The organism is Chitinimonas sp. BJB300, from assembly GCF_002735695.1.
In the GTDB taxonomy this organism is placed as follows: domain Bacteria; phylum Pseudomonadota; class Gammaproteobacteria; order Burkholderiales; family Chitinimonadaceae; genus Chitinimonas.
On record NZ_PDZH01000136.1, the window covers coordinates 1 to 9285 of the forward strand.

The following is a 9285-nucleotide window of genomic DNA, read 5'->3' on the forward strand; positions in this document are numbered from 1 at the left end:
CACCTACCATCGCCGACAAGCCCGTTGCTGTCGCCGCACCAAACGTGCTCAGCAAATAGTCGGTGTACAAATCGAGTTCTTTGTTCTTCATGGCGACAGGTTATCGTATGCACTGCGTAACATCAGATTCTAAGAAACCTGGTTTTACGATCAGTCACGAGCAGTTGTCAGCAGGGTGAAGCGCAGCGCAGAAACCGGAATGTACTTTTGTATTAAGGCGGCAATTAAATAGTGCATATGAACAAAGACAAAAGATTTTTTAAAACAATGCATTAGGAATTTTGTACTGTAAGCCTATATGCGCTTTCACATTGCCGGACTAATACAAGAGGATTTCGAGCGGCACATGAGCCTTGATCACGACTGCGCAGTAAGATCAAACAGGTTCTAAGCGTGTTGCCGGCGCATATCCACCGATGGCAGGTGCATCATCTGCCGATATTTGGTGACGGTTCTGCGCGCCACTTGCAAACCCTGCTGGGTGAGCAGACGCGTGATTTCTGCATCAGACAGGGGAGCTTGGCTATTTTCTGACTGAATCATTTCCTTGATTGCACCGCGTATGGCGGTGGTTGAGCAGCAACTCCCCTGATTGGTGTTGAGCGCACGGGAGAAAAAGTACTTCAATTCAAATATACCGGCCGGGGTAGCCATATATTTGTTGTTGGTGGCGCGTGACACGGTAGATTCATGCAGTTCCAACTCTTCAGCAATATCTCTCAGTCCCAAAGGTTGCATGGCCAGGGTGCCGTGTTCGAAGAAGTGCTGCTGGCGCTGGACGATGGCCTGACCAACGCGAAGGATTGTGCTGAATCGCTGCTGCAGATTACGCACTGTCCAGCGTGCCTCCTGTAGGTGGGTGCTCAAATCCGCGTGGTGTGATTCACGGTGCTGCTGAAACAGGTCGGCGTACATTTGGTTAAGCCTGATTTTGGGTACCGCTGCTGGATTAAGCATGGCGCACCATTGATCATCCACTCTCCGTACGACGATATCGGGCGTCACGAAAGCCGCGGTATGGTTGCCAAAGGCCCAACCCGGGTGAGGTTCCAGCCGGCGAATGCACGCAAGGATCTCTTCCACCGCTGCAGGGCTGCAATTGAGAACATGGGCGAGCCCATTGATATCACGTTGCACTAGGCGTTTGAATTCTTCATCCAGAATCCGAATGGCCTGCGTGGCAATTTTGCTGTCGGGCAGTGCGAGCAGCTGCAGACGGACGCATTCCTGCGCATCGCGTGCGCCGATTCCCGCTGGGTCCAACGATTGAACCAATTTCAACGCGAATTGCATTTCCGACTCATCCACCGCGGGCTCTGTATCTACCACGGCACGGAGCTCATCCAACGCCACCCGCAAATAGCCATCATCATCCAACGCTTCCACGACCAAGGCGGTCAGCAGCCGGTCGCGGTCTGAAAGGTGCAGTACATTCAGCTGGGTATGAAGGTGATCTTGCAAAGAGATTTCGCTATGCGCCAAGTCAAGGAGATCGAGCGTGTCTTCGCCACCGTCGCGCCTATCTTTGCCTGCCTGATTCCAGGATTCGCTCTCGGGAAATGGGTCGAGGCCATCATCACGCGGTGCTTCTGTCACAGCATCAACAGGGCTTTCAGCATCGAACAGGTCCGCCCCGTCTGCCATATCGGCGGTTTCTTCCACACCCGATTCTTCTAGCTCTTCCATTTCCAGGAAAGGGTTAGTACTAAGCGCCTGTTGTAATTCCTGGGTGAAGTCCAGCGTAGAAAGCTGCAAAAGCCTGACAGCTTGCTGCAGGCGGGGCGTAAGTACCTGATTTTGCCGGTGTTCCAAGTGGAATGACGGTGCGTTCATGCTACCTCCTGATAAGACGTGGCCTTGTTCGATGTGCTGTGCCACGCACGGTAAATCTGTTCGTCTTTATTGCAATGCTTGTGTGGATGGCCCTACTCGGTTCCTCGGGTAGGTGCTTTCCGTCAGTGTGCGGCAGCGGTATTCGGGGTGTGGAAGAAAAGCTGAGGGAGAACTCATCCACGCCCAAGCGCCGGCGGGTTGCCTAACCAACGGATTTCAGTTCGAACACCTGCCTGTCCCACGGCGTTGGTTGTACTGGACAGGGGAGTGGGGATGCTCATCATGAGCAATCGATGTGCCAGCCTTGCCGCTGTTCCGCCAACTGCCGTAGGCGATGGGATGAAGATTCTGTCGATTCAACGGCAGTCTTCGACGCGTCACCTCGGATTGGATCTGCTGTGGTGACGCTTGCTACGTAAACCCACGTCGTCTCCCATCCCGTAACTGCTGCGCCTATCCGTATCCACCAAGCCATTGTCTATGTCCTGTTGCGCCTGGCGTATCACCTTTCGTGGCCGGCTGGCCTGGCTGCTGAGGGACTGGTCACGTTCATGCGGTAATTTGGGGGTAGCTTCCACGCCCAGTACCGGGTCAACACGGCGTGGCTGTGGCAGGTCGGCGGGATGGCGTTTACTGGCGCGTAGCCAAGAGTTGTATGCACGCATGGTGACTGCTCCTTGGTTTGATTGGGCTAGTCACCAACCGGCAAGTGCTGTTCCTGGCGCAGGATTTACGTTTTGGTTTGTAAAGCGTTCATGGGGTGGCAGCCGTAGTAAATGGCTTCAGGTACGGTGTTTGCAGCTTGTATCGCCAGCGATGCCCACCTATTTATTATTACTTGGAGAAAGCCATGTCCCGCGATAATTCCCCTTACGATCCGCTCAATTCGGCAGATGCTCGCCTAGCCGTATTCCGGCTGCTGATGGATGACCACCAACGTTTGAAGAACGGTTTTCACGAGTTTGCTTACCTGAGCGTGCCTGAAAGAGAAGAAATCGGCCCCCTGCTGATGGAGGAAATGTGCGATCTGCTGGAGATTTACGCAGCCGTTGAAGAGGACATTTTCTACCCGGCGGTACGGGCTTATCTAAGCGAGCCGGGCTTGGTGGACGAAGGGGTGATCGAGCACCTGACGTTACGCGTGTTGGTGGCTGAACTTCGGGATATCAGCAGCCGCCAACTGGGGCAGTGCGACGCTGTATTTTCGGTGTTAGGGGAATACGTGAGGCAGCACATCCATAAGGAAATGAACCGTATGTTTACCCAACTGCGGCAGACGGGCCCGGATTGGATGCAAATGCTGGCGGCAATGGAAGAACGTCGCGAAGAATTGGAAACTCAGTTGGAAGCTGAACAGCGTTACACAACCAATGGCAATACGTTTATTTTATTTGAGTCAGATACCTCCAAAACGGTTTTGCATTGACACGCTTTTTCGTTGGTGCAGTAATTGCTACCCTATACGTGCCGTGGGCGACAGCTTGCTAAATCGACAAAAAAGGAATTAATCCATGAAAGGAATGAATCCATGAATAAATCGCTAATCACCCTCGCTTTGGCGCTCTCGACGTGTATTGGGATGAGTGCCTGCGCTGTCACCAGTGGTCAAAGCACTGTTGGCCAATATGTCGATGACACCACAATCACCACCCGCGTGAAGGCGCGTTTCGCTAAAGACCCTCAAGTGGGTGCGATGCGTATAAATGTCGAAACCCTGAAGGGCATCGTTGATTTGTCAGGTTTTGCCGTCAGCGAGACTGAAAAGAGCAAGGCTGGTCAAATCGCCCGCGATGTGCCTGATGTCAAGGATGTGCGCAATAACATTATTGTTAAGCCGCCTACCAGTTAATCAAGCCGTATCCATCCCCCGCGCTTCACTCCCCTGCGGCGCAGCGACTTCTTTTGTTGAGTCGCTGCGCCGAATTCTTTTATGGGTCTCATTTTGACCTTGTTCTGATGTAAACCCTGCCTATTTTGCTGAAAATCTTACTTATTGGTTCTTGGCGAGGGAGAAAAGAGTTGGAGAAGGATTAGCAAAGTACTTCATCGGGGTATGGCACGAAACCTGCTGCCTTGTTTGAGTATTAGCGTTTTCTGTTGTTTATGTGGCGGGGCATTAGGACTGCTGTGCTTTTGATGTGATTGAAGACTTTGTTTGGAGGCGTGCCATGAGAATCAAGCATGAAAATGATGGTGTGGTGATGGGTGTGTTACTGATTGCGCTGGCGGGTTGTGTTGCTGTTCCGTTACCGCGCGAACAATTGGTGGTGAGCCAAGCGATCATCAATAACGCACAGCATGCCGGTGCGGGGCATTATGCCGCCGCTGACTTGGCCCTGGCGCGCGAGAAGCTCATCAAAGCGCAGGCCGCCGTGCAGCGCCGCAAGTATGTGGAAGCGCGCCGTTGGGCTGCGGAAGCCGAGGCAGACGCCCAACTGGCGCAAACCAAAGCTGCTGCCGCCAAGGGTACCCAACGAGTGAGGGAAATGAATGAAGCCAATCGCACGTTTGGGAAGGAATAGATCTGTATCCCTGGCCCATCCGTCTTGCAACCCCATTACCTTAGAAACGGTTCAATGACTTACTGCGTGTCACTTGTGAGGGCTCATACGTTGCTTGAAATCATCTTCTGCCTTGGTGCACTTGGGTTTCTACGCTGTGCTAAGGGTTGCTCGCTATGCGCTTTGAACCGGTTCTTGTGAATCAGGAGAAACTGGAAATGAAAATCATCAGCCCCCATCTTTTATTGATCGCCGTTGTTCTATTGGCGGCATGTCAGTCTTTACCGCCACTTAATCCGGACCTGGAACTGGCGAAACGACAATATGCTGAAGCAAGTTCCGACGCGATGGTGGCAGAGAATGCAGCTTCGGAATTGGAACGCGCACGCTTGGTGCTTAACCAGGGGGAAAAAATATGGCTGAAGGACCGTGACGTGGATGAAGTGCGGCACTTGTCTTACCTGACTCAGCAACGTATCAAGATTGCACGTGAAACAGCTGCCAGCCGTAATGCCGATAAGCAGGCTTCGCAAGCATCGCTCGAGCGGGCGAGGTTGCTTGCCAGCGATGCACAGCAGCAAGCCGACAGCAAAAGTCGACGTGTTGCAATGTTGGAGCAGGCGTTGGCCGCCAAGCAAACCGATCGTGGTTTGGTTGTGACGCTCAATGATGTGTTATTTGACTTCGGGCGCGCCAACTTGCGACCAAGCGGTCTTACCGCAGTGAGAAAGTTGGCGATGGTGATGCGTGATTATCCAGAAAGGCGTGTATTGGTGGAGGGCCATGCCGACAGTACGGGTCCTACAGAGTATAACCAGACATTGTCTGAGCGCCGTGCGGAAGAAATCAAGAAAGCTTTGATAGCACAAAATATTGAGTCCACGCGGATTGAAGTCCGAGGTTATGGTGCAAGCTACCCTGTGGCGGATAACAATGATGCTTCTGGCCGCCAGCAGAACAGACGGGTGGAAATTGTGGTTTCTGATGCGCAGGGTCAGTTGAAAGCACGTTGATATGAGTTAGCCCGAAACATCCCTTACCCGGTTGTCCCACGCAATGACGTTCATGGCCAATTGGGTTGGAAAAGCCTTGGTTGCCATCGCAGTAGTTTTTTTCCTGCAGACAGCCAAGGCTATTTTGATACCGGTGGCCCTGGCTGGCGTGTTGGTCTTCACGTTGGCGCGGCCTGTGTGGCGGTTGCATGTTTTGGGCATATCTAATTACATCGGTGCCGCCGTGGTGATGGGGGGGCTTGATCAGCGCGGTATCGTTGACCTGTGAGTTCCTTGCCCACCCGCAGTGGAGTGGTGGGAAAGTACCCCCAACAACCTCCATCAGCTTGTCGAATCATTCGACCGTCTACGGAGTGTGCCGTACCCCTTCTGGCGTCGCCCACGGTGTTACCGAGTCGAGCGCCTCAGGCATTGCTGGTGCCGGCTGATCCGCTTAAAGACAAGTTGGCCAGTGAAAGCGTTGCTTTTATGGGCGTGGTGCTGACACATGTCGCTTCTTTGGTGTTTTCTGTATTGGCGACGCTGATACTTACCTATCTGTTGCTTATTTCTGAGCGGTGGATCATTACCCATTTGGTCACTGCATTGCCCAACCGACGCCAGCGGGCATTGGTGCTGGGCGGATTGCGGGAAGCCCAGCGGGAGATAGGCCATTTTCTTGCCACCATGGGTATGCTCAATATCGGCTTGGGCGTAGCAACCGGTATAGCCATGGCGGCGTACCTCATCCTGCATTGTGGGGAGCGGTGGCCGGTGTGCCTTAATTTCATCCCTTACTTTGGCCCGATGGCGACCGCTATTTTGTTGACCCTGACGGGGGTGACGAATTTCAACGACCTGGGCAGTATGTTGGTGCCCGTAGCGGCTTTTGCTGGGATTATCGCGGTGGAAAGCAACTGGATCAGCCCCAGGGTTGTTGGACGGCGGTTGCAACTCAGGTCAGCTCGCCATTTTCTTTTCCGTACTGGTATGGGCATGGCTTTGGGGGGGAGGGGCAGCGGGGCTTTTCTGGCTGTACCCATCTTGATTGATTGGCATCCGGTGTTTTCTACGGCGGCGGCGTAACCGTCTGCTTTGTGCACTTTTAACGCCCAATGGCACCTCGCCGCCTTCGTTTAAAAGCTTGTTGGCGAAGTGTGACTAAGACGACAGCCTGTTGGATTGCATAGAAACAATAATTAAAAAAACCATCCCGTGAAGGATGGCTTTATTTTTTGCGGGTAGATTAATACTTATACTTCCAACCTATCGTATACATGTTGACTGCGTGGGCATCATCTTTGAATTTAAATTTCTGCCTGTCCCATTCTACCAATACCTGGTTTTGCTTATTCACATCCACCGCCACACCGCCGCCGTAAGTTAGCGCTGCACCTTTTTGCTTACCGGTCTGGTATCCAACCATTAGTGGCGATGCCGTTGTCTTGGTCCAGCCATATGTCCCACCTGCCTTACCAAAGATATTGAACATATCGCCAATGGGCAGATTACCTACTAGGCTGAGATTCACCCCCTGGGCTTTTGCTTCACCGCCATTCAGTTTAAATTTGCCCATATTCACGTAGGCAAATTCCACCCCAAATAAGCGGGAAAATAATCCACCTGTGTAAAATTTTCCGGCGAATTTCGGATTTTTACATTCGAATAGCGTGTTACATGGGTTGTCATATTTGGATTTACCGAGATTTGCCCCGACATAGCCATATGACGTGTAGGGAATCCAGGAATAGGGTCTGGCATTGGCGTCGTCGGAATAGGTGCTACGGTAGTCGTTAGTAGCTGCTGTCGCTGTAATAGCCAAGGCACTTAGGGCAAACGGAAGCGTTTGGCGTAGCATTTTGAGTGTAGACATAACTAACTCCGGTAAAAGTTAAAGACAGCAGATTACAAATCTGCCACGGTGATATAGGGAGCAAGTGTTATGCCTCACCATTTGGCTATTTTTTGTGGCTAGATCTGAAGAAATGAAGCATCGCTGCGTAAAAAACGGCAAAAACTTGTAATTTTTGCTGTTTAACGGGTTTGATCCGACTTTTGCCGATTTCATGTTGACGTAGAAAAAAATAGGCTTGCGGGGATTTTTATAGGTTCTTTAGCTTAATTCACGACCTAAAACACGTAACTTCCAGAAGGTAAGCGTCTGGCTGGTTTCAGACGAGGGCTCCACCATGTCGACGATTTGAAGCTGCCATCGTCCTTGTGATGGCTCATCCAGGAATGCATTGCTGGCGGTAAGGTCGATCGAAAATCCATCGGGAGTAGGTATAAGGTAGGTCAGTGCGGGCAAGATGGTGCTGCGTGTACCCGAGGGAGAAATGAGAACGATGCGTAAATTCCCTGGATTCTTGCTCGTAGTTTTAAGCTGGAGTTGAACCGTCTCGATTTTTACGTTGTCTCTCATATCAATCGGAGAAAAGCCCGCATCCTCACGTCGATAAGGAATAGGGACGGCGGTGCCCGAATCGGCTTGCCAGCTACCTATATACAAGTTGGGCAATCCAATAAAATTTCTAGCCATATCTACGGCCCGCGTAGCATCGACAAGGCCAAAGCCGTACCAATTGCTGAATAGATGACCCGCTGCGTTTCTAGTCCAACCTGTCTCTAGTGTCATGTCGTTCCACCGGATATCCTGTTGCTGCTCATCTACTTTTCTGGCCGTTGTTGCCAGGATGTATTTGATGTCACGCCAACTGAGGCGAGGATTGACCTGTAACATCAATGCAATCACCCCAGAGACCATGGGCGTAGCGGAGGACGTTCCATTCGCCATCGCGGTGTAGTTACATGAGGGGTCGATTAAAGAAGGACTGCCGGAATCAAGCGCGTTGTATTGCTTACCTTGTTTATTCAGGCCTTTGGTACAACCCGGTCCGTCTGCCGTAACGATCGCTGGCGAAAAATACCGTGCGGGATAGCGCTGCGCTTTTTCTGGTATCGGCTCCTGGCTTGATAGATATTGCCGTTGCCATCCCTTTTCACCGCCCAAACCTGAAACCCATAGAACCGATCCGGTAGATGAATAGGAAGCCTTTTCTCCCAGCGCATTGACTGCCCCCACCACAATCGCTATCGGCATATTGCTGAGCAGGTCTGTATTCGCCACGACGCAACTGACACCGCTACTTCGCGTCGCGTTGTCACATTCAGCCTCTGAGCCAGGAACAATTTCTAAGAATGAATTTCCGGCGGCTTTAACGATCAATGGCGTGAGCGGGACATGCAATGACGCGTCATCGCTATCGCTATTCGGTAGGAACAGCGGGGGTTGTCCGCCTGCGCTGTTATTGATCACTCTGACCGGTATATTTCTTTGCATCCCGACGGCAATCTTGGCGCTTGGCGCTACGCCACGCCCTCCTATTCCATTGCCTGCCACTGCCGCGATGATGGCCGACATAGCGGTAGCGTGGGTCTTAGCATGGTCGTTTTCCTGTAGCGGATAAGTTGAGCCTTCCACCCGCAAATTTGCCTTTAAATCTTCGTGCTCAGAATACGGTCCGTCATCTTCGACAATACCAATCGTGATGCCTTTGCCCGTAATACCTTGCTCGTACAGCGTGCCCATATTCAAATCGATGCCAGGTTTGGGGCGGATATCCGCAAACACCGCCTGCCCGGTATTCTTTAAATGCCACTGATAGGGATAGAGCGGATCGGTTGTATTCGTCTCGCCGCCACAGCTGGTCAGTGCAACGCCCACAAATAGAACAACCTTGACCCTTACAAAACGTTCAAATGAAATCATGGGGTGCAAACTCCGCAATCATTTTCTGCAGGAGAAGTGAATAAGTATTGCAGTGACTTAGGGTCTGATGTTACGCAGTAGCTGCGAGAAGCAGCTGTAACTGATCATAAGCCGCGCGGGAGGCGTTGATCAGTAACTTGCGGCAAAGTGCGAATGGGTTCTTCTGCGTCTTGATGCTCAGGCATTCAAG

Annotated in this window: 10 protein-coding genes; 6 read left to right on the forward strand and 4 right to left on the reverse strand. The window is 51.9% G+C overall.

Going from position 1 to position 9285, the window contains the following annotated elements:
* Nucleotides 1-387: 387 nt before the first annotated feature.
* Together rpoN and CSQ89_RS17765 are read right to left on the reverse strand one after the other, a co-directional pair.
* Nucleotides 388-1833 (reverse strand): RNA polymerase factor sigma-54, encoded by a 1446-nt coding sequence (gene rpoN, locus CSQ89_RS17760; protein WP_099407424.1) that lies wholly within the window; start codon nucleotides 1831-1833, stop codon nucleotides 388-390.
* 377 nt (nucleotides 1834-2210) lie between these two features.
* A complete protein-coding gene (locus CSQ89_RS17765) occupies nucleotides 2211-2498 on the reverse strand; it encodes a hypothetical protein (protein ID WP_099407425.1) in 288 nt (95 codons plus the stop codon).
* Nucleotides 2499-2683: 185 nt separating this feature from the next.
* Here CSQ89_RS17765 and CSQ89_RS17770 point away from each other — a divergent pair, with 185 nt between their 5' ends.
* The 6 genes from CSQ89_RS17770 (at nucleotide 2684) to CSQ89_RS17795 (ending at nucleotide 6412) form a co-directional block, all read left to right on the forward strand.
* The gene (locus CSQ89_RS17770) at nucleotides 2684-3259 is read left to right on the forward strand and encodes a hemerythrin domain-containing protein (RefSeq protein WP_099407426.1); all 576 of its coding nucleotides are present in this window, start codon (nucleotides 2684-2686) and stop codon (nucleotides 3257-3259) included.
* 102 nt (nucleotides 3260-3361) lie between these two features.
* The gene (locus tag CSQ89_RS17775; RefSeq protein ID WP_099407427.1) at nucleotides 3362-3682 is read left to right on the forward strand and encodes a BON domain-containing protein; all 321 of its coding nucleotides are present in this window, start codon (nucleotides 3362-3364) and stop codon (nucleotides 3680-3682) included.
* 319 nt (nucleotides 3683-4001) lie between these two features.
* A complete protein-coding gene (locus CSQ89_RS17780; protein ID WP_099407428.1) occupies nucleotides 4002-4355 on the forward strand; it encodes a DUF4398 domain-containing protein in 354 nt (117 codons plus the stop codon).
* 197 nt (nucleotides 4356-4552) lie between these two features.
* Nucleotides 4553-5347 (forward strand): OmpA family protein, encoded by a 795-nt coding sequence (locus CSQ89_RS17785; RefSeq protein ID WP_158229031.1) that lies wholly within the window; start codon nucleotides 4553-4555, stop codon nucleotides 5345-5347.
* 52 nt (nucleotides 5348-5399) lie between these two features.
* Entirely contained in the window at nucleotides 5400-5615 is a 216-nt protein-coding gene (locus tag CSQ89_RS17790; protein WP_099407430.1) for a hypothetical protein, read from the forward strand.
* Nucleotides 5616-5731: 116 nt separating this feature from the next.
* Entirely contained in the window at nucleotides 5732-6412 is a 681-nt protein-coding gene (locus CSQ89_RS17795; RefSeq protein ID WP_139022810.1) for an AI-2E family transporter, read from the forward strand.
* A 160-nt stretch (nucleotides 6413-6572) separates the two neighbouring features.
* Here the strand turns inward: CSQ89_RS17795 and CSQ89_RS17800 are convergent, their stop codons facing one another.
* Nucleotides 6573-7199 carry an outer membrane beta-barrel protein gene (locus tag CSQ89_RS17800; protein WP_099407432.1) on the reverse strand — a complete coding sequence of 209 codons (627 nt, stop codon included), beginning with the start codon at nucleotides 7197-7199 and terminating at the stop codon, nucleotides 6573-6575.
* A 240-nt stretch (nucleotides 7200-7439) separates the two neighbouring features.
* The gene (locus CSQ89_RS17805) at nucleotides 7440-9095 is read right to left on the reverse strand and encodes a S8 family serine peptidase (RefSeq protein WP_099407433.1); all 1656 of its coding nucleotides are present in this window, start codon (nucleotides 9093-9095) and stop codon (nucleotides 7440-7442) included.
* Nucleotides 9096-9285: the final 190 nt, after the last annotated feature.